The 21,903-nt window shown below is 62.6% G+C and carries 23 protein-coding genes and 1 tRNA gene; 7 read left to right on the plus strand and 17 right to left on the minus strand.

Features of this window, described 5'->3' with window-relative positions:
* The first annotated feature begins 58 nt into the window (after window positions 1-58).
* Together MO486_RS03240 and MO486_RS03245 are read left to right on the plus strand one after the other, a co-directional pair.
* The gene (locus tag MO486_RS03240; RefSeq protein ID WP_345779193.1) at window positions 59-601 is read left to right on the plus strand and encodes a GspH/FimT family pseudopilin; all 543 of its coding nucleotides are present in this window, start codon (window positions 59-61) and stop codon (window positions 599-601) included.
* 49 nt (window positions 602-650) lie between these two features.
* Window positions 651-727 (plus strand) — tRNA-Asn (locus MO486_RS03245).
* Window positions 728-767: 40 nt separating this feature from the next.
* On the opposite strand, the gene MO486_RS03250 is transcribed toward MO486_RS03245, so the two are convergent.
* From MO486_RS03250 to MO486_RS03265, 4 genes are read right to left on the minus strand one after another with little or no spacing between them, the layout of a single operon-like run.
* Window positions 768-3,206 carry a hypothetical protein gene (locus MO486_RS03250; protein WP_242904495.1) on the minus strand — a complete coding sequence of 813 codons (2,439 nt, stop codon included), beginning with the start codon at window positions 3,204-3,206 and terminating at the stop codon, window positions 768-770.
* Window positions 3,207-3,219: 13 nt separating this feature from the next.
* Window positions 3,220-4,743: a PilX N-terminal domain-containing pilus assembly protein gene (locus MO486_RS03255; RefSeq protein WP_242904496.1), complete on the minus strand. Its 1,524-nt coding sequence runs from the start codon at window positions 4,741-4,743 to the stop codon at window positions 3,220-3,222.
* Window positions 4,744-4,762: 19 nt separating this feature from the next.
* Window positions 4,763-5,428 (minus strand): prepilin-type N-terminal cleavage/methylation domain-containing protein, encoded by a 666-nt coding sequence (locus tag MO486_RS03260; protein WP_242904497.1) that lies wholly within the window; start codon window positions 5,426-5,428, stop codon window positions 4,763-4,765.
* Window positions 5,376-6,011, minus strand: a complete 636-nt coding sequence (locus MO486_RS03265) for a GspH/FimT family pseudopilin (protein ID WP_242904498.1) — start codon at window positions 6,009-6,011, stop codon at window positions 5,376-5,378. The genes MO486_RS03260 and MO486_RS03265 overlap by 53 nt, the downstream gene beginning before the upstream one ends.
* Window positions 6,012-6,132: 121 nt before the next feature.
* Here MO486_RS03265 and MO486_RS03275 point away from each other — a divergent pair, with 121 nt between their 5' ends.
* Window positions 6,133-6,570 carry a type IV pilin protein gene (locus MO486_RS03275; protein ID WP_305037355.1) on the plus strand — a complete coding sequence of 146 codons (438 nt, stop codon included), beginning with the start codon at window positions 6,133-6,135 and terminating at the stop codon, window positions 6,568-6,570.
* Here the strand turns inward: MO486_RS03275 and ppnN are convergent, their stop codons facing one another.
* From ppnN to grxD, 5 genes are all read right to left on the minus strand, one after another.
* A complete protein-coding gene (ppnN, locus tag MO486_RS03280) occupies window positions 6,571-7,971 on the minus strand; it encodes a nucleotide 5'-monophosphate nucleosidase PpnN (RefSeq protein WP_242904499.1) in 1,401 nt (466 codons plus the stop codon).
* An 83-nt stretch (window positions 7,972-8,054) separates the two neighbouring features.
* Window positions 8,055-11,237: a TonB-dependent receptor gene (locus MO486_RS03285; RefSeq protein WP_242904500.1), complete on the minus strand. Its 3,183-nt coding sequence runs from the start codon at window positions 11,235-11,237 to the stop codon at window positions 8,055-8,057.
* 192 nt (window positions 11,238-11,429) lie between these two features.
* On the minus strand, window positions 11,430-12,020 hold the full coding sequence (locus tag MO486_RS03290) for a MarC family protein (RefSeq protein WP_242904502.1): 591 nt from the start codon (window positions 12,018-12,020) through the stop codon (window positions 11,430-11,432).
* Window positions 12,017-12,772, minus strand: a complete 756-nt coding sequence (locus MO486_RS03295; RefSeq protein ID WP_242904504.1) for an SDR family NAD(P)-dependent oxidoreductase — start codon at window positions 12,770-12,772, stop codon at window positions 12,017-12,019. Before MO486_RS03295 ends, MO486_RS03290 begins: the two co-directional genes overlap by 4 nt.
* A 2-nt stretch (window positions 12,773-12,774) precedes the next feature.
* The gene (gene grxD, locus MO486_RS03300) at window positions 12,775-13,095 is read right to left on the minus strand and encodes a Grx4 family monothiol glutaredoxin (RefSeq protein WP_242904613.1); all 321 of its coding nucleotides are present in this window, start codon (window positions 13,093-13,095) and stop codon (window positions 12,775-12,777) included.
* Window positions 13,096-13,228: 133 nt separating this feature from the next.
* Between grxD and MO486_RS03305 the strand changes: the two genes are divergently transcribed.
* Window positions 13,229-13,822, plus strand: a complete 594-nt coding sequence (locus MO486_RS03305; protein ID WP_242904506.1) for a Fe-Mn family superoxide dismutase — start codon at window positions 13,229-13,231, stop codon at window positions 13,820-13,822.
* Between the two features lie 76 nt (window positions 13,823-13,898).
* Here the strand turns inward: MO486_RS03305 and MO486_RS03310 are convergent, their stop codons facing one another.
* Entirely contained in the window at window positions 13,899-15,032 is a 1,134-nt protein-coding gene (locus tag MO486_RS03310) for a 5-(carboxyamino)imidazole ribonucleotide synthase (protein WP_242904508.1), read from the minus strand.
* A complete protein-coding gene (purE, locus tag MO486_RS03315; protein WP_242904510.1) occupies window positions 15,029-15,520 on the minus strand; it encodes a 5-(carboxyamino)imidazole ribonucleotide mutase in 492 nt (163 codons plus the stop codon). Before purE ends, MO486_RS03310 begins: the two co-directional genes overlap by 4 nt.
* A 71-nt stretch (window positions 15,521-15,591) precedes the next feature.
* Between purE and MO486_RS03320 the strand changes: the two genes are divergently transcribed.
* Complete coding sequence (locus MO486_RS03320) at window positions 15,592-15,861, plus strand: Trm112 family protein (RefSeq protein WP_242904512.1); 270 nt, start codon at window positions 15,592-15,594, stop codon at window positions 15,859-15,861.
* An 11-nt stretch (window positions 15,862-15,872) separates the two neighbouring features.
* Window positions 15,873-16,742 (plus strand): carboxylating nicotinate-nucleotide diphosphorylase, encoded by an 870-nt coding sequence (gene nadC / locus MO486_RS03325; protein ID WP_242904513.1) that lies wholly within the window; start codon window positions 15,873-15,875, stop codon window positions 16,740-16,742.
* On the opposite strand, the gene MO486_RS03330 is transcribed toward nadC, so the two are convergent.
* A complete protein-coding gene (locus MO486_RS03330; RefSeq protein WP_242904514.1) occupies window positions 16,739-17,512 on the minus strand; it encodes an FHA domain-containing protein in 774 nt (257 codons plus the stop codon). The two genes, nadC and MO486_RS03330, sit on opposite strands and share 4 nt — an antisense overlap.
* 77 nt (window positions 17,513-17,589) lie before the next feature.
* On the opposite strand from MO486_RS03330, the gene MO486_RS03335 reads away from it, so the two are divergent.
* The gene (locus MO486_RS03335; protein WP_242904515.1) at window positions 17,590-17,916 is read left to right on the plus strand and encodes a DUF3301 domain-containing protein; all 327 of its coding nucleotides are present in this window, start codon (window positions 17,590-17,592) and stop codon (window positions 17,914-17,916) included.
* Between the two features lie 31 nt (window positions 17,917-17,947).
* Here MO486_RS03335 and MO486_RS03340 read toward each other — a convergent pair whose 3' ends face one another.
* From MO486_RS03340 to petA, 5 genes are all read right to left on the minus strand, one after another.
* On the minus strand, window positions 17,948-18,379 hold the full coding sequence (locus MO486_RS03340) for a ClpXP protease specificity-enhancing factor (protein ID WP_242904516.1): 432 nt from the start codon (window positions 18,377-18,379) through the stop codon (window positions 17,948-17,950).
* Window positions 18,376-19,011 carry a glutathione S-transferase N-terminal domain-containing protein gene (locus MO486_RS03345; RefSeq protein ID WP_242904615.1) on the minus strand — a complete coding sequence of 212 codons (636 nt, stop codon included), beginning with the start codon at window positions 19,009-19,011 and terminating at the stop codon, window positions 18,376-18,378. The genes MO486_RS03340 and MO486_RS03345 overlap by 4 nt, the downstream gene beginning before the upstream one ends.
* 173 nt (window positions 19,012-19,184) lie before the next feature.
* Window positions 19,185-19,928 carry a cytochrome c1 gene (locus MO486_RS03350; protein ID WP_242904517.1) on the minus strand — a complete coding sequence of 248 codons (744 nt, stop codon included), beginning with the start codon at window positions 19,926-19,928 and terminating at the stop codon, window positions 19,185-19,187.
* Window positions 19,921-21,180: a cytochrome bc complex cytochrome b subunit gene (locus tag MO486_RS03355; RefSeq protein ID WP_242904519.1), complete on the minus strand. Its 1,260-nt coding sequence runs from the start codon at window positions 21,178-21,180 to the stop codon at window positions 19,921-19,923. Before MO486_RS03355 ends, MO486_RS03350 begins: the two co-directional genes overlap by 8 nt.
* Before the next feature lie 3 nt (window positions 21,181-21,183).
* Window positions 21,184-21,840, minus strand: a complete 657-nt coding sequence (gene petA, locus MO486_RS03360) for a ubiquinol-cytochrome c reductase iron-sulfur subunit (RefSeq protein ID WP_242904521.1) — start codon at window positions 21,838-21,840, stop codon at window positions 21,184-21,186.
* Between the last annotated feature and the right edge of the window lie 63 nt (window positions 21,841-21,903).

The raw sequence follows: 21,903 nt of genomic DNA on the forward strand, positions 1-21,903 counted from the left end.
GTCCCGGAAGCACGCCGACCTTAGCCTGACCCGGTCATCCAGCCACTGGGAAATCGCTGTGCGAAGCACGAACTGCGGATTCACCTTGATCGAAGCGATGATTGCGTTGGCCGTGGTCAGCGCCTTGATTTGCGCGGCGGTGCCGGCCTGGTCAAACGCCCGCGAAGCCACTTGCAGCGGCGCGGCGCAGGCAGCGCTGGTGGAATCGGTGCTTGGCGCGGTCAGGCACTCCGTGCTGACCGGCGGAGACGTTGTTCTCTGCCCGGGCGACGAAGCCGGCGGTTGTCGAAGCAGCATCGATTGGAGCCAAGGCTGGATCGTCTACGCCGACATCGACGGTGATCGCACCCGCGACGGCAACGAGACTTTGCTCAAGATCACCGTATCCCTGGGCGGCAAAGTGCACCTGCGCAGCACGACGGGCCGCACTCGGCTGGTATTCCAGCCCAATGGCGGGAATGCCGGTTCCAACGTCACTTTCACCCTTTGCGACGGTCGCGGGCCGGAGCAAGCCGTGACATTGGTTTTGGCCAACGACGGCCGGCTGCATTCAGGCAAACCAACCAAGGCTGCGGCGCTTGCCTGCATTTCGCCAATGTGAGCATCGTCAGGTTGCGCGCGGCGCGCTGGCTCGGCACAATGGCGCCCCTGCCCGAATAGCTCAGCCGGTTAGAGCACTTGACTGTTAATCAGGGGGTCGTTGGTTCGAGTCCAACTTCGGGCGCCAGCTTCAGAAAAAAGGGCCTGCACCAGCAGGCCCTTTCTTTTTATCGCCGGCATTCCTGATCCTGGAAGCTCAGCACAGGCTGCCCGGTCAGCGCGTCGCAGGTAAACGTCGCATTGAACGGATTGCTGGTCGATTCCTCGAAGGTAACGGAGTAACTACCTCCGTCGACAACCGCACCCAGGTCCGCCGAAGCCTCGTCATCCCTGGGCTTGCCTGCATCCGAAGAGGTCCGGAAGGCCGGTGGTGTAAAGGTGACCGTGGTACTTCCGGTAAATGCGTTGGGGCGGAACAGGTTGCAACGGGGCAAATCCGCTCGCACGCGGCTCGGGCCGCTACCGCATACTGCACCGTTGTTCTGCGCGGTCAACTGCTGGTGGTAGTTGAACATCCGGATCTGCACATTGGACGCATTCGCGGCGGTATAAAGATCGCAGACGAAACTGGTGGTATTCACGACACGAATGCAATCACCTTGCGTGGCCTGGGCCGCGTTGACCCAGCCGATGTAGGGAGCAAAGCTGTCGCCGGTATGATTGGTGAAATAGCTCAGGCCGGTCAGTGAGATGGTGATCTTCACGCTTGGGCGCGTGCCACCTATGAACTGGAAGCCTTGCCTGTCTGATGCCGGCCACAAGGTGTCGGTAACCGCCTGGTAAACCACGGGGAGCTTGTCCACGAGCGTGGCGACCGAACGGTTGATCGCGCCAACGGCGTCAGCGATGGAATTTGCGATCGCGCCTGACGCATCAAATACCTGCCCGGCGACTGGCGCTCCGGTCGGCGTCGACACCGAGAAGTTCTTGGGCTGGACCGTGATGGGATCCCTGGCCGCGGCCGTATCACGCTCCACTGACCAGCGTGTCAGTTCGGTCAAGTTGATGCTGGCGAACGGGGTGTGCCGCAACGCACAGGCCTGGTCCGTCGGAGTCCCCGTGCCCGTTTCGTCGATGCAGGACTGCATTACGCTTTTTGCTTCGAAGCCGAGCACGTCCATCAGGATCGCGCGGTTCTGCAGGTAACGACGGTCGTCCAAATTGATCTGGATCGGGCTGCCTGCCTGGTCATTCAATCCATTTGAGCTTTCGAGCGCGCTGACCGTGACCCGGTTGACTGCCCAGTCATACCCTGAAAGCGGCAGGACGCGATCATTGACATAGGTCTTGACGAAATTCTGGTAGCCAGCGGTAGCCGATATCGTCGTGTAGTCGATAGCGTTGTTGTCGGTCGGGATATACGCATAGTGATCCAGTAGTGGATCCTGCGAAACCCGGTACATCCCGTTGACGCGGATTACGCGGCACACTTCTTCGTAGTTCTGATTCGCTGCCGTGACACGGTTCGCGGTGAGGTCGCCCGTTGGATCAACGTAGTGGATATGATCTGCCCGATACGGGTCGAATTTCGGAATGTCATCCGATTCGGCAGAGGTCGGTCCAGCGTAGTCGACACTGGATGGATCATGATGGTCGCGGCAGCATACGTCGCATAGCGGGCTTTGCAGGCCCACTGCCGAAGTCTGTTCCGCGCCAATGAGATCGGTAGTCGGATAGGTAGCCTGGCCCGGCTCAGTATAGCGAGCACCATCCCAATAGGTCGTACGTAGTGGGCGCGTCAGGAAAAGTTCGGTGGTGGTGCTCTGATCGGGAGCGAGAAGGTCGGGCGCACTCCTCGAAGTGCACTTGCAACCGATGACGCGTGTGTCGATCTCCCGCTGCACATTGATCAAACCACCGCCCACGTCCTCGTACTTATAGACCTGGAAACTGGTTTCAGCCACGCCACCGCCAATGACCTTTGGCGTGGGATTCGTCGCCGCAATTCGTGCACCAGTGCCGTCATCAAGCGGAATGGTGGTGAAATTGGTGTTCTGGGTCAGCACATCTTCATCGGTCAACTTGCTCGGTGGCGGCTGTACGACGCTGGTGGAAATCGGCCGATTCTCGAGATCATTCGAATTGATCAGTGGGATGCCACTGAGCGCATCGCCCAAGCGGAGGTTCCCCCACGAGCCATCTGTCTTGCGCCAGCCGATGTCGACCGTGATTTGCTTGAACTCGGGAATGAGTCCCCCATAAGCCGGCGCCCCAACGCCGCTGGTCGGCACGGCGGCAAAGGTGTTGCCACTGGCGCGGAAGCGCTGCACCTGGACGCAATAACGGTAATCCGACGGAAGCCCGGAGGAATTCGGTGGAACCAAAGCCCCTGCATTGTCATAGTCGCAGGCGCCAGAGGTGAAGGTCCCCTGGCTATCGAGCGCCTGGTAGTTGGGGAACGTCTGATTACCGTTGGCCCGCCGTTCCTCCACGATGTTCTGCGCCAACGTCATGGCCACGCTCCGCTCCCTGGACTCGGCGGCGGTTCGTAACATCGTGACTTGCAGGAAGGTCAGCGCGAGGATGCCGGTCGCGAGGACCACGACTGCGATCAACGCATCGAGCAATGTAAAGCCGGCAACGCGCTGCGGGAGCTTTGTGTTCATGATGATTGCCACCTCAGTACGCCACGCGGTCGGACCATGAGCCGGGCAGTCCGGCGAACCGATTGTTCCCGGGGGACTCATTGAAGGCCGAGACGAGCTGCGGCAAGTAAATGACATCTACGGTGCCGTTGATCTTGCCGCCGCCTTCCATGACGAGCGACCCGTAAATCTTGGCTCCACCGCCGCCAGGCTCGAGTTCCGGGCACCCGGTGCCATCGGATACGCAAGTAGTAAAGGCAGTACCGGTATACCTCAGGAAGATGAGCCCGAAGAATTTGACGTTCGTATTCAACTTGAGTGAACCGTCGATCACCAGGACCACCGGGTCGTCAGGCGAGCCGATCTGCCCCGTTAGGGCGTTTCCGCCGGTGCAAGGGCCCTGAACCCAGATCACCCCGCTACTGCTTGCATTCAAGTCTGCGCAGGTCTTGATCTCAGCATTCGCTGCCAGCCATTCCACGACATCCGCTTGCGTGGGATCCCCGTCGGTCATCTTCAGCGTCTCGCATACGCCGTCGGCATCCGTGTCATTACGGGCCTTGACCCCGAGTACGTACTCGAACATGTCGCAGGGGTAGTAGTAGGGTGAACCAGCGAAAGCCTTTCCCCCATCCGTATTGGTGGAATCCAGGATGTCTTCGCCCTCGCCTGTACTCGCACTGGACACTCTCTGCCCGACATTGCAGGCACAATCGTCACAGGTGGGCACGGTCTTGCTCTTGCCCATCATCACGACGCCCGTAATGTCGCTACGGAAGTATTCGTCCTGCTGGCAGGTCTGCCAGGAACCACCGCTGCCGTCAAAGTTATTCCTGGCCCACACTGCCAATCCTTTTGGCGGGGCAACGCTTGGATTGCCGACGATCGTCGAGTTGCCGAGTCCGGTGATCGTTCCCGCCGCCATCACCGGCGGAATATTCGTGGAAAGATTGATGAGGCGGAATGTGCCGATGGTTTCGCTGACAGTCGCGGTAGTACCCTCGCCATCGACCGTGCCACGCGACACGAGCGTGAACATCGACGTGGCCGTTGTACTGGCGGCCGTGAGCGTGCAGTCGGTTGCTGTGTTCAATCGGCACAAGAGGACACCGACGTCGTAACTGGCATTGAAGTTGCCGGCATCGTTGCCGGTGCCGTCGTACATTCGACCAGGAGAGAACGTCACGGTGCGGCCACCGCCGCCGATGTAACGATAATGCCTGGCGCGGAGCGCGGAGCTGCCAACGTCGGATTCAATGGTGCCGCATGGAAACGTGGTTTCGGCCGCCCCGCATACCACCCATTTTGTCGCATCCGTTGCAACGAGCGGGTCTGGAATCAATGTTCCCGAGTTCAACCTCAAGAACTCGCGGCCATGGCTCAAGCCGGCTTCAGCCACGTGTTGGGCAATTTTTGCGCGCACGTCGTTGCCGGAGACGCGCTGTTCGCCGAGGATGGCAGGCATGGCTACGAAAATAGCCAGCGTGAGCAACAGCAAAAGCACGATCGCTACGGTGAGTGCCGATCCCCGCTGCCGGATTGTAGGAGCGTTGGTCATATGCAGTCTCATGGCAACATCAGAGGAATGGGTTACGCACTTGCACCGCTTGGTCGAAGCGGCGCGTGATCGCAGCGTTGCCCGTTAGTCCAAGGCGGAAGGTCACATCGATCCGGTTGGGGGCGGCAACGGTATCGCGTGCAAATAGAAGATTCGTGACCTGTACGTCGGGCGAACTGATTCTGAGCGCGCCGGTGGTGGAGCACGTCGCGGCGGTATAGGCGTTGTATTGCGCGAAGTAAACGGCGCCTCCACTCAGGCTGATCACCTTGACTTCATTGGTGTCCAAAGCACCATCATCGTCGGTGTCATAAGCGAAACGTACGCAATTGCCGCCACTGAGGATGTCGATGTTCCCAAACGCGTTGGGGACAGTGCCGGCCGCACCAACGAACTGGCGATAGTTGCCGCTATAGCGTGCGCGCCGTAATTCCCGCGACACCAGGTCGCCGATCGCGCGCCCTTCCTGTGTCAGCTTGGCCACAGTAACGGTCTCGGCGTTCGTCCGCAGGACGGAGGTTGCAAGCGCGACGACGGCCGCCAGCATGATGAGGCCAACGGCCATCCCGACCATCAATTCGACCAGTGAGAAGCCTGCTTGCCTGGGTGCTTTGAATCGCATCGCGTGAACCTCAACAGGAGCGATAACTGAAGAAAGGCGGCTTGTCGCCAGGGACACATACATATGACTGTCCAAGCGGGGTAACGATGACATTGACGACGTATCGACCATTGGCACTGGTGATCGCCAAGCTGCTGGCAGCGCTCTCCAGGAATGCCTTGCCCGGCGCACCATTGCTGGAAACGCCACCCAACTTCGGCGTATACGAAAAATCGAAATCCACGATATCGATCGTCGGCGCTCGCTCAGCCCCGAGGTCAGCGTTGTCCACGACAAGCTTTTCGCCATCCACCAGGCAGACTGCGCTACTGGTTTCGCAATCGCATCCAGATGCCGTGCTCGGGCGCAGTTGCCATGCGCCAGGTTCCGCAGGTTGCCTGGCACCGACGCACCAGCCCCCCGATGCCTTCTCTATCGCGAGCACGCCGATGGGCATGTTGGTCTTGACTGCAGCGGCGCGTGCGCGCGCGAGGAGATTCGTGACTTGATCCGCAGCACCACGAACCCGCGCCTTCTGGAAATAGTCGGCGAAGCTCGGCACGGCCATGGTTATCAGGACCGTCAGCACGACCAGGGTCACCATCAACTCAATGAGAGTAAAGCCGCGATGTCTCATGTCACTCACACGTTCGGCGCCGAGGCTCACGGTAGCCAGCCTCCAGCCTTAAGGGCAAGCTGGCCGCGACCAGCGGCGCCTGCCTGAAGATGGACGGCGCCTCTTGGCAAGAGGGCACGATATGATGGGATGCAATCGTCGGAGAGCCTCCATGCTACCCAAAGCCCGTTCCCGTCAGTTCGGTTTTACCTTGCTCGAACTCATGATCGTGGTCGTGATCATCGCGGTCCTTGCTGCTATCGCCGTCCCCATGTACAGCCAGTACATACGGAAGTCGCGACGCGCGGACGCCATGCAGCGGATGCAGCAGATCTCCCTGGCGGAAGAGCGGTTTAGGGCAGAAAACCCGGGGTATACCGCTAACTGGGCTTTGCTTGGCGGCGATCCCGATACCACCAGCCCAACGGGGATCGGAGAATGGTTTGACTGGGCCGACGTCGTTGTTGCGGCTGGTCCACCGGCCACATGGTCCATAAGTGTGACGGCTGTCGGCAAACAGGCCAAAGACAACGCAGGTGGCGTTGCCTGCACGACACTGACCCTAAACCAGGCCGGCACCCGCACGCCGGCAGAGTGCTGGGAAAATTAGTCAGGCCATCACTCGATAACAGGGCCGATACTCCCCGGCGATCTTCATCCGTCGCTGTTCGACGAAGGCGCGAAGCAACGCATCAAGGGCTTGCATCATGCCGGGGTCGCCATGGATCTCGAATGGGCCGCGCGCCTCGATCCTGCGCATGCCCTCTTCCTTGACGTTGCCGGCGACGATACCGGAAAAAGCACGGCGCAGGTCGGCGGCGAGTTCGTGCGGCTTGCGGCCATGGTGCAGGTCGAGGGCAGCCATGGCCTCATGAGTACATACGAACGGTCGCTGGAATTCCAGCGGCACGTGCATCGACCAGTTGAAGAAGAACGAATCCTTCTGGGCGATGCGGTGCTCGCGCACTTTGCGGATGCCGGAGGCCATGTGCTTGGCCACTGTCGCCGGGTCACCGATGACTATTTCGTAGCGTGAGGTTGCGGCCTCGCCCAAGGTGAGGCGCAGGAACTGGTCGATCTGTTCGAAGTACGGCGCCGACGCGGTCGGGCCAGTGAGGATCAGCGGGAACGGCAGGTCCTTGTTCTCCTCGCGCAACAGGATGCCGAGCAGGTACAGGATTTCCTCCGCGGTGCCGACGCCACCAGGGAACACGATGATGCCGTGGCCGATGCGGACGAAGGCCTCCAGGCGCTTCTCGATGTCCGGCATGATCACCAGGTGATTGACGATCGGGTTCGGCGATTCGGCGGCGATGATGCCGGGCTCGGTGATGCCGATGTAACGCGTCTTGCGCCGGCGCTGCTTGGCATGGGCGATGGTGGCGCCCTTCATCGGCCCCTTCATCGCGCCTGGGCCGCAGCCGGTGCAGATGTCGAGTCCGCGCAGGCCGAGCTCGTACCCGACCTGCTTGGTGTAGACGTATTCGTCGCGATTGATCGAATGCCCACCCCAGCACACCACCAGGTTGGGGTCGGCGGGTTGCAGCACGCGTGCGTTGCGTAACAAGCCGAACACGGCGTCGGTGATGCCTTCGCTGGTTTCGAGGTCGCGACCGCCCTCCTTGACCAGTTCGATCGCGGTGTAAGCAAGGTCGCGCACAACCGCGAACAACAGTTCGGCGACGCCGCGGATGATCTCGCCATCGACGAAGGCCATTGCTGGCGCGTGGCGCAGGTCGATACGCACGCCGCGGTCCTGTTGCAGCACTTCGATGTCGAAATCCGGGTACAGCTCCTGCGCCGCACGGGGGTCATCGGAGGCACTGCCGCTGGTCAGCACCGCCAGCGCGCAACGCCGCAATAAGTCGTGCATGCCGCCGCTGGAGGCATCCCGCAGGCGCGCGACTTCCGCGCGCGAAAGTACATCCAACCCGCCCCGCGGGTAGATGCGTGCATTGGCGGTTGGCAGGGTGGCGTTCGTCGCTTTCGCAGCTTTCGTATCGTTGTTCATGATGACGACTTTAGCGCAGCGGGACGCGCAAAAGAAAACGGCCGGGTTACCCCGGCCGTTTCGAGTGTCATGGGTATCGCCGATCAGAACTTGTAGCGGAAGCCGACCTGTAGCGACCAGCGCGATTCGCCAGTACGGTCGCGACGCGTCAGCGCTTCGTCTCCGCGGAAGTCGTAGACATACTGGCCTTGGGCATTGATACCGACAAAGTCTACAGGGCTGCGAACGACACCACCGAAGTTGTTGTCGAACCCGACTTCGTCGATATGGCCCCATTTCTTGTTGAGCAGGTTGCCGACATTGAGGATGTCAATCCACAACTCGGCCTTGTTGCCCTCGAAGAAGCCCGGCAGTTCCTGGCTGATGCGCATGTCGAAGTTGTTGATCCAGTTCGTTTCCGAACTGTTGCGCTCCATCGCGCCACCCGCCGCGCCATTGAACTCCTTGTGACTGGCGACGTAGTTCCAGAACGCATCCTTGTCGGCCTGCGACACGAAGGCGACGCCGTCACGGTTGTCCGGGATGTAGAGGAGGTCATTGCCAGAGGTGCCGTCGCCGTTCATGTCGTTGAAGAACGTCCAGCTGTACGGCTTGCCGGTACGGCCTTCGTAGAACAGCGCGATGCTGGTGTCGTTGTCACCCCAGAAGGCCTGCTTGAACTGCAGGGCGGCTGTGACTCGATGGCGGATCGAGTAATTCGAACGGGCGGAAACCTCCTCGTTCGGATTGAAGACCGCGCGGTTCTGCCAGCCGGAGATGGATCGACTCGATGTGAGCGGGTTCACTTCGGTGGCATTGGTGTAGCTGTACGCAGCCTGCCAGTACCAATGACTGTCGCCGATCATCGGTTTGCTGAGGCTGAAGGTGAGGTTCTGACCCTCGCCCTTGTTGGTCTCCCTGGCCAGGAGGACGTCACGGTAAGCCGCGTTGGCATTGGCACGGGCACCCGAGACCGAAGGCGTAGCCGTGTTGTAGGTACCCCAGTACAGATTGCGGCCGTCGGCGCCGATGCGAGATGCACCGCCGAGGTTGAGGTGTTCGTAGTAGAGGCCGGTGTTGACGCTGGTCAGCAGCAGCTCGGCTGAAGCCACCATGCCGTACCACGGCAATTCGTGCTCGAACGCGAGATTGGCCTTCCATACGGACGGCTGGTGCAGGTCTTCTTCGACGAAGTCGACGTCCTGTCGTGCCGTGCCGATTTGCGGGCGCGGCGCATTGGCATCCAGGAACGGCGGAGCTCCCGTACAGGAATTGGTGAAGCCGATGCCGGTACCACAACCGAATACCTGGATGGTTTGGCCGTTGTTCGTGTACGGGTTGGTCAGCCAGACATTGGAGGCCGAGCCCTGGAACAGGCCGATACCGCCGCGCAATTGGGTCGGGCGCTCACTGTCGAAGGTGTAGTTGAAGCCGAAGCGCGGCTGGATCAGGTAATTACCGTCGATCGTGACGTCATTGCGGCGGCCGAACGCAGCCGAGGCCGCGGCATTGAACCGCGGCGGCTCATCGACATTGGGGATGTCGGCGCGCACGCCGAACAGCAGGGTCAGGTTCGGAGTGAGCGTCCAGGTGTCCTGGACGAACAGGCCGGTGTTTTCGAGCGTGAAGTTGGCCGCAACATCGTCAAGCGAACCGCCAGCCGGGAATGTGCGGAACTGGTACTCGCTGTAAACGCCGTTCTCGAAATCAGTAAGGCTGCGGAAGCGATAGGTGCCGAACCCCGAGTCCAGGAACAGGTTGTAGATTTCGTTCTTCTCGTGATCCACGCCGAACTTGAGCTCGTGGTCGCCCATGTACCAGTTGCCGGCGAAGTAGCCATTCCAGGTCTTGTTGTCGATTACGTTGGCATGACGGAACTGTTCCGTGCCGAGGCGCAGATTGGCCGAGCCGAAGTCGACGCGAATCTGCGGCTGCCTGGCCATGATCAGCGGCTGCTTGCTCTGGTAGTTCTGGTACGAGAGACGTGCCTCGGTGGAGAAATTCTCCGACCAGTCGCTGAACAGCTGGGCGACGTAGTTGTCGAACTCTTTCGGCTGCCTGTTCCAATAGCTGGACAGCGACAGGCCATTGCGGCTGAAGTTGCCCTGGAACGCTTCCAGCTGCTCGGTGTGGTTGATGCGGAACGATGCGCGATGGTCGTCGTTGATGTTCCAGTCGAACTTGGCGAGCCAGCTCTCCGACTCGGTCGACAGGTCCTGGGCCACCAGGCTGCCGGGGATCAGGTTTTTGTCCCGGGCCTCGGCGATCACCTGGTCGATCTGCGACTGGGTGATGTTGACGATGTTCGGCTTGCCGCTGCCAACTGGGCCGAATTCGGGTGACGGTGCAGTGCGCTCGCTCTTCTCATAGTTCAGGAAGAAGAACAGGCGGTCCTTCATCAGCGGGCCGCCGAAGGTGGCGCCGTAGCTGAAGTCTTCCTTGAAGCCGGTGAATGGTGCGCCTTGCTCGCTGTCGCCGACCATGTCGGCATCGCGGTAAACGTAATACGCCGAGCCGTGGAAATCGTTGGTGCCAGACTTGGTGACGGCGTTGATGTTGGCGCCGGTGTAGCCCTTCTCGGTGACGTCATACTTGGCGACGTTCACCTCAACCGCGTCGATGGTATCGATCGAGATCGGCTGGCGGATCGTCGGCAGGTTGTTCGACTCGATGCCGAACTTGTCGTTGGTGGTGACGCCGTCGATGGTGATCGAGTTGTAGCGGGTGTTCTGGCCGGCGGCCGAGATCTCACCGCGCTCCTTGTCCGTCTGCGACATGCGCGGATCCATGCGCGCGTAATCCTGCAGGTCACGCTTGATCGAGCTGAAGCCGTCCAGCTGATCGCGGCTGATGTTGCTGCCCGTACCCATGGCGTTCGGCGCGAACACGCTGATGCCCGTACCTACGATCGTGACGGTTTCGAGCGTAGTAGCCGCACCGCTGGCGAGGCTCAGGTCGACGTTGTTCGACTCCGACAACTCCAAGTACACGCCCTGTTCGCTATCGGTGCCGGCGCCTGCCTTGTTCACGGTGATCGTGTACGGACCGCCGACACGGAGACCGCGGGCGGTGTAACGGCCATTGGCGTCGGTCGTGGCCTTGCTGACCGTGCCCGAAGCAGTGTGGACGATGGTGACTTCAGCGCCAGCGATCGGTTGCGCATCGGCACCGACCACGCGACCACCGAGGGCGGCGGAGGTGCTCTGCGCAAAAACAGGTGCCGCGGCAAGCGCAGCGATCAGGGCCAGCGACAGTTTGGATACGCGGGCGCGGTTCGGATGACTCATCTTGTTGACCTCGATTGCAGGAAAGTGGCGGCGTCATGGCGCATGCCAACGCGCGCAAATTCCTTATTGCGGGCTCGTCGGCAACTCTGCATCCCCACCCATGCGGTAGCGCACGGGTTAACGCCAGATTAACACGGTAACAATTGGGAATGACGGCGGAATGACAGCGGTCGACACCGTCCCCTGAACGACTCAGCCAGCGCGGATGTATACGCCGATACCATCCAGGAACATCTGTACCGAGATCGCCACCAGGAGCATGCCCATCAGCCGCTCGACCGCGATCAGCACCCGCGAGCCCAGCCATTTGTAGAGGTAGGTCGCGGAGAACAGGATGGCGGCAGTGGCGACCCAGGCGATCAGCAGGGCCAGGCTCCAGTCGGCCAGGCGCCCGGGGTCGTTGCTGCCCATCAGCATCACCGCGGCCATGCCCGAAGGGCCGGCCACCAGCGGAATGGCCATGGGCACGATGAAGGGCTCGCCACCGGGCAACTCGCCCATCAGGCCTTCGGGTGGCGGGAAGATCATGCGGATGCCGATCAGGAACAGGACGATACCGCCGGCGATCGACACCGACTCCTGACGCAGGTGCATCAGCTCCAGCATGTATTTGCCGCCGTGCAGGAAAACCATCAACACGACCAGCGCGATCAGCAACTCACGCGCCAGGACGATGCGCCGACGCGCGACCGGCAGCGGCTTGAGCAGGCTCAGGAACACGGGAATGTTGCCGAGCGGATCCAGGATGAGGAACAACAGGAGCGCGGCGGACGCGATCGTCATGGCCGCGGGCTCCACACCGTGCCGCGATGCGCAGCGCCAGCAGGCGACAACAGGGCGACGCAGGCGTCGGCATACGTCGCCGGATCGCGCGCATCACGGTCGCCGTCCTCGACATAAGCCTTGGCGCGCAACGCGGTACGCATCGGGCCCGGACGCAGGCCACTCACGCGCATCGAAGTCTTCGCCGACTCGGCATGCAGCATGCCGACCAATGCAGCGAGACCGTGCTGCGCCACGCCGTAGCCGCCCCAGAACGCCTGTCCGACGCGCGCCGGGTCATCGAGCACGAACACGACTGCGCTGTCTTCGGCCTTCTGCAGCAATGGCAGGCAGGCTTGCGTGAGCCACCACGGAGCGGTCAAGCCGACATGCACCGCACGCGCGAATGCAGCCGGGTCCGTGTGTTGGAGCGGAGTCAGGCCGCGGAATTCGGCCGTGCAGTGCAGTAGCCCGTCGAGCCGTCCGAGTTCGGTTTCGATGCGCGCTGCCAGTTCCGCATAGTCGTCGGGCGATGCGCCCTCCAGGTCCAGCGGATACAGCAATGGTTCCGGTCCTTCCTTAGCCACGGCGTCGTATAGGCGATTCAGCTTCGCCGGTTTCCGGCCGAGCAACACCACGGTCGCGCCTGCGCGCGCGCAGGCGAGCGATGCCGCGCCGCCGAGCCCGCCATGCGCGCCGGTGACGAGCACGACACGCCCTTTCAGAGCAGGTCCGGCCAGCACCGGCGCGTTCGACTCCGTGGCCGCGGCCACGCTCACGCCTTCTGCGCTTCCGTGATCATGCGTGCCAGCTCGCCGGATTCGAACAGCTCCAGCGTGATGTCGCAGCCGCCGATCAGTTCGCCATTGATGAAAAGCTGCGGGAACGTCGGCCAATCGGAATAGCGCGGCAGATTGGCACGGATCTCGGGTTCTTCCAGCACATTGATGGTGTGCATGCCTGTCGCCCCCGCGGCCTTCAACGCCTGCACAGTTCGGCTGGAAAAACCGCACATCGGGAACTGCGGGGTTCCCTTCATGAAAAGGACAATCGGATGGCCTTCTACTTCGGCCTGGATCCGCTCAAGCACTGACATGGACAACTCCTGCAATAGCGTGTTGCGCGGCCATGACGGCGTCTCAACACGACGTGGGGATACAATTGCGAAGCCAATTGTAAGCCTTCGCGCGGCCACAGGCCGCCTCCCCCACAGCCCACAGGAGCCGACTTTGGCTATCGAACTGCCTGCTCTCCCCTATGACCGTACCGCGCTCGAGCCGCATATTTCCGGCGAGACGATCGATTACCACTATGGCAAGCACCACAAGACCTACGTCGACAACCTCAACAAGATGATCGAGGGTACCGAGTTCGCCGACATGGCGCTCGAGGACATCATCCGCAAGGCGCAGGGCGGCATGTTCAACAACGCCGCGCAAATCTGGAACCACACTTTCTACTGGAACTGCCTGAAGCCGGCTTCCGGACCGAATGCGGGTGGCGGCGAGCCGGGTGGCAAGCTGGCCGATGCCATCAGCAAGGCCTTCGGCGACTTCGCCAAGTTCAAGGAAGAGTTCACCAAGATTTCGGTCGGCACGTTCGGCTCCGGCTGGGGTTGGCTGGTGCAGCGTCCGGACGGCTCGCTGGCGTTGGCCAGCACGCCGAATGCCGCCACGCCGCTGACTGGCGAGGACACCCCGCTACTGACCTGCGATGTGTGGGAACACGCCTATTACATCGACTACCGCAACGCGCGACCGAAGTATGTCGAAGCGTTCTGGAACCTGGTCAATTGGGATTTCGTCGCGTCGAACATGCGCTGACCGGAATCGCCATCGTCGAATGCAAAACGGCCGGAGTACCCGGCCGTTTTTGTTTTCCAGGCCGAAGCGTGCGCCGTCAGCGCAGCGCTTGAATGGCAGGCGCAACCTGTGCTTCGCGACCAAGCGCAATGCCCACGCGTTGCAACGCACTTGCCAGCTGTTCGGCAGAGTCCGCGCGCACCGTCGCATGCCCTACCTTGCGCCCGTCACGTGGGGCTTTGCCGTAGTCGTGCCAGTGGCCACCGGGTTCGTTCAACACGACGTTGGCATCGGGCAGGTCACCAATCCAGTTGAGCATGCAGGCGTGGCCGAGCATGCGAGTGTCGCCAAGCGGGAGGCCGAGCACGGCGCGTAAATGGTTCTGGAACTGCGAGGTCTCGCTGCCTTCGATGGTCCAGTGCCCGGAGTTGTGTACGCGCGGGGCCATTTCATTGGCCAGCAGTTCGCCGTCACGCAGGAACAGTTCGAGTGCGAACACACCCACATAGTCGAGCGCTTCGCCCACGCGGCGCGCGTAGTCGAGCGCGTGCGCAGCGAGCGCGGGCGCCACGTGCGCAGGGGCAAGACTGGCGGAGAGGATGCCGTGTTCATGCCAGTTCTCGGTCAGCGGCCATGCGCGGAACTCGCCATCGCGGCCGCGTGCGGCGACCACCGACAGCTCGCGTTCGAATGGCACGAAGGCTTCGAGGATCAAGCCATGCGTGTTGCCGCTCAGCGCAACCCAGGCGGCGTCCGCGTCGGCGAGCGTCCTGATGCGGAACTGGCCCTTGCCGTCGTAACCGAGGCGGCGGGTCTTGAGGATGCTGGGTGCGCCGATCACCGCAAGCGCGGCATCGAGGTCGGCGCGGGTGTCGATCGCGGCGAACGCCGGTACGCCGATGCCGAGTTCGCGGAACAGAGTCTTCTCGGCGAGACGATCCTGTGCCACGGCAAGCGCGCGCGGATTCGGGAACACGGGAACGCGCTGGGCGAGCCACTCGGCACTGTCGGCCGGCACGTTCTCGAAGTCGAAGGTGGCGACATCGATGCGGCTGGCGAATTCCGCCAGCGCGGTTTCGTCACGGTAATCACCGACCACCATCGGCACGAACTGGCCGGCGCAGGCGTCGGCGGTGTTGTCCATCACCAGGAAGCGCAGGCCCAGCGGCGCGCCGGAAAGCGCGAGCATGCGGGCCAGTTGCCCGCCGCCGAGGATTCCAACCGTCGTCATTTGCGCGGGTCGTCGTTGCTGGTCACGTCGTTCGTCTGCTTGGCACGGAACGCGGCCAGCGCGGTGGCGATATGCGGGTGTTCGTTCGCCAGCATCGCGGCGGCAAACAATGCGGCGTTCGCGGCACCGGCGTTGCCGATGGCGAAGGTCGCGACGGGAATGCCAGCGGGCATCTGCACGATCGACAACAGCGAATCCATGCCGTTGAGTGCTTTCGATTGCACCGGCACGCCGAGCACCGGCACCGCGGTCTTGGCGGCGAGCATGCCAGGCAAGTGTGCGGCACCACCAGCGCCAGCGATGATCGCGCGCAGGCCGCGCTCGGCGGCGGTGGCGGCATAGTCGAACAACACATCCGGCGTGCGATGTGCCGACACCACGCGCACTTCATGCGGCACCCCCAGGGCCTCGAGCCTCTGCGCGGCGTGCTGCATCGTCTCCCAGTCGGAACGGGAGCCCATCACGATGCCGACCAAGGGTGCTGGCATGACTGCTTCCTGCGGCAAAACGCCGCTCTAAACAAAGTATTCTACCGGCCTCCTACGTCGTCGGCATCGCCATGGACCGGAAACTCCTCGACATCCTCGCCTGCCCCGCCACCCGCCAGCCGCTGGCGCTGCTGGAGGCGCGCGGATTGGAGGCGTTGAACCAGGCCATCAAGGCGGGTGGCATCAAGCGTATAGACGACACGCCGCAGGCCGATGCCTTACGCGAGGGGCTGGTCACCCGTGACCGCAAGCTCGTCTATCGCATCGACGACGGCATCCCGGTGCTGCTGGTCGAGGAAGGCATCGCCACGGGGCAGGTGGCCGGCTTTCCGAAAGAATGAATTCGATCCGCATGAGCACGCGGTTTGAGGCGCCGCCGACCACGGTGATCGAATCCGACGTCGCCCGCGCGCTCGCCGAAGACCTCGGCAGCGGTGACGTCACTGCCTCCCTATTGCCTGATGCACCCGACATCGCCTACCTGTTGTGCAAGGAAGACGCGGTGGTCTGCGGACGACCGTGGTTCGATGCCTGCCACCGCGCGCTCGATCCGGACGTCCGCATCGACTGGCGTGTCGCCGAGGGTGATCGCGTCGGCAAGGGCACGGTGTTGGCGACGCTGGAAGGCCACACCCGCGCACTGGTCAGCGCCGAGCGTGCGGCGCTCAACTTCCTACAAACGCTAAGCGGCACGGCGACCACGACCGCGGCCTATGTGGATGCGGTACGCGGCACCAGGGTGCCGGCTCCTGACCCGCAAATCCTCGACACTCGCAAAACCATCCCCGGCCTGCGCCTGGCACAGAAGTACGCCGTGCGGGTCGGCGGGGGCGTCAACCACCGCATCGGTTTGTTCGATGCCGTGATGCTGAAGGAAAACCACATCCGCGTTGCGGGTTCACTCCAGGCCGCGATCCATGCCGCACGTGCGATGCATCCGGCGTTGCCGCTGATCGTGGAAGTGGAAACCCTGGAACAACTCGATGAAGCGCTGCAGGCGGGGTGCGAACGCATCCTGATCGACGACTTCGATGCTGCCACGCGACGCGAGGCCGTGCGACGTGCGGCTGGTCGAATTCCCCTGGAAGTATCCGGCGGCGTAGATCTGGATACCGTGCGCGCCGTCGCCGCGGATGGCGTCGATTGCATCTCGATCGGCGGACTGACGAAGCACGTCCACGCGATCGATCTTTCGATGAAACTGGGCCGGCCTGCTGGCTAGCGCAGCGCCGCCATAACCCAGATCGCCGCGAGCGCGACCGTGGCCAGCGCGATCCAGGGCCACGGCGACACCTGCAACCGCGACGGGTCGGCTTTCCGTTCCGCATGCACCTGCTCGGGCTGGCCCGTTGCGGTCAGGCGGAAACGCAAGGTGTCGAAACCGATCTCATCGCCGATCCTGGCTTCGCCACGCAGTACGCGCTTGTCGTTGACGTAACTACCGTTGCTGGAACCCAGGTCCTCGAGCAGCATGCCGTCCTCGGTCGGCTGCAGGCGCGCATGCACGCGCGAGATGCCGGATTCGTCGAGGCGCAGCGTGCATTCCGGCGAGCGACCGATCGTGGTCGTGCCGTGGATCGGATACGTGCGGCCGAAAGCCTCGCCAGAGACGCCACGCAACACGTAGCGCGGCACCGCCGGCCGAATCGCAGTGGCGCCTGGGTCGTCGTTCGCCGGCGACGGCAGCTGCCCACGCCGCACCAGCGCCGGGGCTTCTACTGCCGTCAGCCGTGCCTGCACGTGGTCGAAGGCGACGCTGTCCCCCGGGCGCAGTGCGATCAGGCCATCGACCTGGCGTCCGTTGACGCTGACCGTGGTGCCGTGCGGCACATCCAGCATCACCCCGCTGTGGGTGACGTGCAGCTGGCAATGTTGCGGCTGCACCCCTGGATAGTTGAGGAGGATATTGGCCTTGGGGTCGGAACCGATCCGGTTGACGCCAAGCCCGAGCAGCACTTGCGGATGTTCACCGCCTGGGAAGACAAGTTTCATGCGTGAGTTGGCTCCGTATCCTTGAATCGTGTGCCAAGACGCTTGCGACCGGCCACTGCTATCGCCACATTACATGGATGCCGACTCTACTCATCCTGATGATCGTTGCTGCGATGGCGTTCGCATTCTGGAGCGCCGGTCGCGCCGCCGCCGAGCGGGCGGAACACCTCGGCCGCGATGCCTGCCGCGCCGCTGGCGTGCAATGGCTGGACCAGACCGTGCACGCCTCCGGCTTGCGACTGCACCGTGGCGAAGACGGCCGGCTCGGCTTCGAACGCAGCTTCCGCTTCGAGTACTCGTATGACGGTAGCGATCGCCACATCGGCAAGCTCGTATTGCGCGGTGAGCGCCTGGTGTCGTTCGTCGGGCCGACGCGGGCGGCCAATGTGATCGAGTTGCACTAATTGCGCGGGACCAGCAAATACTGGGGCGAGGCTACTTGATCACCCGCAAATGCCCGCGTCGCGGCGTCGGGCCTGCATCCTCGGGTGGCGTATCCGGCGAATGCGGCGGTTCGTCTTGCGGGCCGGAAGTGGCGACGTCCTCCGGCAATGCCATGCCCTGCCCTGTTTCGCGCGCGTAGATCGCAAGCACTGCGCTGATCGGCACAACCACCGGATGGCTGACGCCGCCGAAACGGGCGGTGAAGCTGACGCTCTCGTTGTCGATCAGCAGCCGCGCGACCGCGCGCTCGGCGATGTTGAGCACGACCTTGCCATCGTTGATCGCCTGCGTCGGCACTTGCACGCCGGGGCGGGTGGCATCGACCAGCAGGTGCGGGGTCATGCCGTTGTCGGCGATCCATTCGTTCAACGCCCGCAGCAGGTACGGGCGGTGGCTGGTCATCGCCGGACTGTCTTCGCTCATGTAGGCAAATCGCGCAGCTTCTTTTCCTGGTCGGTCAGGCTACGCATGAAACCAGGATTGCGGAAGATGCGGTTGCCGTAATCCTCGATCACCTTGCCGTCCTTCGGCAGTGGGATCTCGAGCGCTTGCAGACGCCAGATGATCGGCGCCATGGCGCAGTCGGCGAGGCTCATTTCCGGATTGAGGAAGAACTTGCTGGCCTTGAACAGCGGCACCGACGCAGTGAGCAGCTCCTTCAGGCGCTTGCGGCCGGCTTCGGCCTGCTGCTTGTTGCCGAGCTGGATCGCCTGCACCTGCGGCACCCAGTCGTGTTCGAGGCGCAGCATCGCCAGGCGCAGGCGCGCGCGGGAGAGCGGATCCACCGGCATCAGCGGCGGATGCGGGTAACGCTCATCGAGATATTCGGTCACCACGGAGGCGGCGTACAGCACCAGTTCGCGCTCCACCAGCGTAGGCACGGAGTGGTACGGATTGAGGTCGATCAGGTCTTCCGGAGGATTCTGCGGATCGACCGCGATCAGGTCGTAGGTGACGCCTTTGGCGGCCAGCACCAAGCGCACGCGATGGCACAGCACGCAATCGGTGGATGAAAACAAAGTCAGGGCGTTACGCATACGCGGGCTTGCGGCCATCATCGACCTCTCCAGCGACCGGAATCCGCCGGTCGTCACGACGCCGCCCACCCCTTGCGGGCGGTCGCCACGGCCTCGAGCATAGCCATGATCCTACCGAAAAGCCCTACTCCAGCGGCTTTTCGTGAAAAGCCCGACCGTGGGGGTGGCCGTGCTCTCGCGGAGGGATCCGCCTAGTGCACGTCGCGCCAGTATTCCTTCTTCAGCAGGTACGCCAGGAAGGTGAACGCCGCCAGGAACAGGACCACCCAGACGCCCATGCTCTGGCGCTTGAGCGCGGCTGGTTCGCCGGCGTACTCGAGGAAAGCGGTGATGTCGCGCGCGGCCTGGTTGAACGCTTCGCTGTCGAGCTTGCCTGGCTGCGCCAAGACCAGCTTTTCGACATGGCGTTCGCCGGTGGCCGCATCGGGCTTGCCGTACTCGGCGTGCTGCAGACCCTGCAGCTGCCACAGCGGGTTCGGCATCGATGCGTTCGGGAACACGGTGTTGTTCCAGCCGAGCGGACGCGATTCGTCCAGGTAGAACGACTTCAGGTAGGTGTAGATCCAGTTGCTGCCGCGCACGCGTGAGATGACGCTGAGGTCCGGCGGCATCTTGCCAAACCACTGGGTAGCCTGCGCTTCGGGCATCGCGGTCAGCACGGTCTCGCCGAACTTGGCGCCGGTGAAGTTGAGGTTATTCATCACCTCTTCTTCGCTGAGACCAAGGTCTTCGGCCATGCGCGAATAGCGCAGGTATTTCAACGAATGACAACCCGAGCAGTAGTTCATGTACAGCTGCGCACCGCGCTGCAGCGACACGCGGTCGCCGAGGTCAGTGTCCGCCTGCTGCTCGTTGCCACCGCTGGAAGCGAGCGCTGAAGTCGAGATCAGCAAGCCAGCTGCGAACGTGGTCAGTTTGCGGGTGAAGTTAGTCATGCGTCGTCACCCGTTCCGGCACCGGCTTGGTTTTGTCGAGCTTGGTCCACAGCGGCATGGTGATGAAGAAAGCGAAGTACAAGAAGGTCAGGACACGGCCGATGATGGTCTCCACCGGATCCGTACCCGGGCCGGCGCCGATCTTGCCAAGCCACACGAAGCAGATCGCGAAGATGCCGAGTGCGATCTTCGACAACAGCCCGCGGTACCGGTACGACTTGACCTTGGCGCGATCCAGCCACGGCACCAGGAACAGCACTGCGATCGCACCGAACATCACGATGACACCGGACAGTTTGTGCGGGATCACGCGCAACATCGCGTAGTACGGCGTGTAGTACCACACCGGCTTGATGTGCTCCGGCGTGACCAGGCGGTTGGCTTCGGTGAAGTTGTCGTGCTCGAGGAACAAGCCACCGAGTGCCGGCGCGAAGAAGATGATGAAGGCGGCAAGGATCAGGAACACGCCGACGCCGAAGGTGTCCTTCACCGTGTAGTACGGATGGAACGGGATGCCATCGCGCGGTGCGGTGGTCGACCAGCGGTTGCCCTTGGGACCTTTCTTGATCTCGACGCCATCCGGGTTGTTCGAGCCGACTTCGTGCAACGCGCCCAAGTGCAGCACGACCAGCAGCAATAGCACCAACGGGAGCGCGATCACATGCAGTGCGAAGAAGCGGCCGAGGGTGGCGTCGCCGGGCAGGTAGTCGCCCATGATCCATTCGGTGAGGCCTTGACCGATCACCGGGATCGCGCCGAACAGCGAGATGATCACCTTGGCGCCCCAGAACGACATCTGGCCCCACGGCAGCACGTAACCCATGAAGGCTTCGGCCATCAGCACCAGGTAGATCACCATGCCGAGGATCCACACCAGTTCGCGCGGCTTCTGGTACGAGCCGTACATCAGGCCACGGAACATGTGCAGGTAAACGACGATGAAGAACAGCGAAGCGCCGGTGCTGTGCATGTACCGGATCAGCCAGCCCCATTCCACGTCGCGCATGATGTACTCGACCGAGGAGAACGCTTCTGCGGCGCTCGGCTTGAAGTGCATCGTGAGGAAGATACCGGTGACGATCTGGTTGACCAGCACCAGCAGCGCCAGCGAACCCATGTAGTACCAGAAGTTGAAGTTCTTCGGCGCGTAGTACTCGGTCATGTGCTTGCGATACACCGGCATCATGCCCGGCGCACGCGCGTTGACCCAATCCATCACGCCATTAGTGGCGCGGCTAAAGATGTTTGCCATGACTTACGCGGCCCCCGTGCTGCTTGACGGCGAGGGATCAACGCCGATCACGAGCGTGGTGTCATTCTCGTAATGGTGCGGCGGCACGACCAGATTGGTCGGCGCCGGCACGCCCTGGAACACGCGTCCTGCCATGTCGAAGCGCGACTTGTGGCAAGGGCAGAAATAGCCGCCCTTCCATTCCGGATCGAACGGCTCAGGCTTGATCTCGGCCTTCATCTCCGGCGAGCAGCCGAGGTGTGTGCACAGGCCCACCAGCACCGAGACGTCCGGCTTGATCGAACGCGTCTCGCCCTTGATGTAGGACGGCTGCTGGTCGAGGTTTTCCGACTTCGGGTCGCGCAGCTTGCTGTCGAGGGTCGGCAGCAGGTCGAGGATTGCCTTGGAGCGCTTGACGATCCAGATCGGCTGGCCGCGCCATTCGACGACCAGACGCTGGCCTTCGGCCAGGGCACTGATGTCGGCGGATATCGGCGCACCGGCCAACTTGGCCCGGGCGCTGGGATTCCACGACTTGATGAACGGTACCGTCGCAATGCCGACACCAACCGCACCGACCACGCTGGTGGTCGCGGTCAGGAACCGGCGACGGCCCTGGTTGACGGGTTCCCCGTCGTGAACATGAGCGGGATCGTTGATCCCTACCCCTACGTTGGCCATCCGGCACTCCGCAAAAGAACGCTAATCGAGGCTGGGCCCTCGCCACGCAGAGCGCATTGGCAA

The sequence above is a fragment of the Lysobacter sp. CFH 32150 genome (assembly GCF_022758295.1).
Taxonomy (GTDB): domain Bacteria; phylum Pseudomonadota; class Gammaproteobacteria; order Xanthomonadales; family Xanthomonadaceae; genus CFH-32150.

Bases quoted from the DNA above. Each gene is read 5' to 3' on its own strand.
- purE (WP_242904510.1), bottom strand. From the start codon at position 15,520: ATGCCAGCACCCTTGGTCGGCATCGTGATGGGCTCCCGTTCCGACTGG.
- MO486_RS03285 (WP_242904500.1), bottom strand. From the start codon at position 11,237: ATGAGTCATCCGAACCGCGCCCGCGTATCCAAACTGTCGCTGGCCCTG.
- MO486_RS03340 (WP_242904516.1), bottom strand. From the start codon at position 18,379: ATGAGCGAAGACAGTCCGGCGATGACCAGCCACCGCCCGTACCTGCTG.
- MO486_RS03250 (WP_242904495.1), bottom strand. From the start codon at position 3,206: ATGAACACAAAGCTCCCGCAGCGCGTTGCCGGCTTTACATTGCTCGAT.
- ppnN (WP_242904499.1), bottom strand. From the start codon at position 7,971: ATGAACAACGATACGAAAGCTGCGAAAGCGACGAACGCCACCCTGCCA.
- MO486_RS03335 (WP_242904515.1), top strand. From the start codon at position 17,590: ATGCCGACTCTACTCATCCTGATGATCGTTGCTGCGATGGCGTTCGCA.
- MO486_RS03260 (WP_242904497.1), bottom strand. From the start codon at position 5,428: ATGTATGTGTCCCTGGCGACAAGCCGCCTTTCTTCAGTTATCGCTCCT.
- MO486_RS03290 (WP_242904502.1), bottom strand. From the start codon at position 12,020: ATGACGATCGCGTCCGCCGCGCTCCTGTTGTTCCTCATCCTGGATCCG.
- MO486_RS03275 (WP_305037355.1), top strand. From the start codon at position 6,133: ATGCTACCCAAAGCCCGTTCCCGTCAGTTCGGTTTTACCTTGCTCGAA.
- MO486_RS03345 (WP_242904615.1), bottom strand. From the start codon at position 19,011: ATGGCCGCAAGCCCGCGTATGCGTAACGCCCTGACTTTGTTTTCATCC.
- MO486_RS03310 (WP_242904508.1), bottom strand. From the start codon at position 15,032: ATGACGACGGTTGGAATCCTCGGCGGCGGGCAACTGGCCCGCATGCTC.
- MO486_RS03350 (WP_242904517.1), bottom strand. From the start codon at position 19,928: ATGACTAACTTCACCCGCAAACTGACCACGTTCGCAGCTGGCTTGCTG.
- MO486_RS03320 (WP_242904512.1), top strand. From the start codon at position 15,592: ATGGACCGGAAACTCCTCGACATCCTCGCCTGCCCCGCCACCCGCCAG.
- MO486_RS03255 (WP_242904496.1), bottom strand. From the start codon at position 4,743: ATGACCAACGCTCCTACAATCCGGCAGCGGGGATCGGCACTCACCGTA.
- grxD (WP_242904613.1), bottom strand. From the start codon at position 13,095: ATGTCAGTGCTTGAGCGGATCCAGGCCGAAGTAGAAGGCCATCCGATT.
- nadC (WP_242904513.1), top strand. From the start codon at position 15,873: ATGAGCACGCGGTTTGAGGCGCCGCCGACCACGGTGATCGAATCCGAC.
- petA (WP_242904521.1), bottom strand. From the start codon at position 21,840: ATGGCCAACGTAGGGGTAGGGATCAACGATCCCGCTCATGTTCACGAC.
- MO486_RS03330 (WP_242904514.1), bottom strand. From the start codon at position 17,512: ATGAAACTTGTCTTCCCAGGCGGTGAACATCCGCAAGTGCTGCTCGGG.
- MO486_RS03355 (WP_242904519.1), bottom strand. From the start codon at position 21,180: ATGGCAAACATCTTTAGCCGCGCCACTAATGGCGTGATGGATTGGGTC.